Origin of the sequence: Mesorhizobium sp. M7A.F.Ca.AU.001.01.1.1, from assembly GCF_004022735.1 — a bacterium.
GTDB classification, from domain to species: Bacteria; Pseudomonadota; Alphaproteobacteria; order Rhizobiales; family Rhizobiaceae; genus Mesorhizobium; species Mesorhizobium ciceri.
The window spans coordinates 1-830 of the sequence record NZ_RZPF01001249.1 but is presented as its reverse complement, the minus strand read 5'-3'; the positions used below and the strand labels follow the sequence as shown (position 1 = coordinate 830).

Below are 830 nucleotides of genomic sequence, written 5' to 3'. Positions count from 1 at the left end.
GCCCCTGGCCGCGCGACGAGCCGACAATACCACGTGGCTGAAAGGCGAAACGGTCCGTCCGCATCAAACCCGCCGCTTGCCGGCGGCGGTCGCGCCATCGCCGACACCAGCCGCAAAATCGAAATCCCCATAGCCATCGACTGTGGCCCACGGGTTCCTTCCTCGGGGACTTTCGTACGCCTGCCGGCGCCCGAAACTCTTCACGCAAGCGGACGGGCGCTTCGGGCTGCGACCCTAAAGAGCGGACATTCCGGTTTGGCGTGGGCATCGTCGTGATTTTACCAAAGCGGGAAGTGTGCCGGCAGACTCGAACGATATGGCAGCGGCAATATTACTTCTACTCCGAACGATGGCGGTGACTGAACTGCACAACGATAGTCGCAAGATATCCACCGACACCGAAGAAGGCAAGAAGGCCGTCGCCGATCTCAAGGAAGGTCTGAAGACAAGACGCTGGGTGCATCCCTCTCGACCAGCCAGTTGACCTTCATTCAGCAGAATTTCGGCGATGTCGCGAGGTCAAGACCTGCAATTCCTCCGAACAGGTTCAGCTCGATCTCGAGAGCGGGCGACTAGACGGCCAGTTCGACAACATCGTGTTCGCGCGCGACCGCGCGTCGAAGAGCAATGGCGCGCTTGTGACCAGCGGACCGCTGCTGGTTGGCGGCATCATGGCAACCAATGTCTGCCTCGGCATCCGCAAGAACGAGCCGGAACTGCAGGCCCTTCTCAACAAGGCGCTCGCCGAGATGGTAGCCGACGGCACGTTGGCGGCCACGTCTCAAGAATGGTTCGGCGTCGACCTCAGCCCGAAAGGCTGAGGTCGACGC

The 830-nt window shown here is 61.2% G+C and carries 2 protein-coding genes; both read left to right on the top strand.

Translation table 11 applies throughout. The features are described from left to right. The first annotated feature begins 355 nt into the window (after positions 1–355). Positions 356–484: a hypothetical protein gene (locus EN884_RS40220; RefSeq protein ID WP_280142001.1), complete on the top strand. Its 129-nt coding sequence runs from the start codon at positions 356–358 to the stop codon at positions 482–484. Further along, positions 462–821, top strand: a complete 360-nt coding sequence (locus tag EN884_RS37430) for a transporter substrate-binding domain-containing protein (protein ID WP_082826736.1) — start codon at positions 462–464, stop codon at positions 819–821. The genes EN884_RS40220 and EN884_RS37430 overlap by 23 nt, the downstream gene beginning before the upstream one ends. The last annotated feature ends 9 nt before the right edge of the window (positions 822–830 follow it).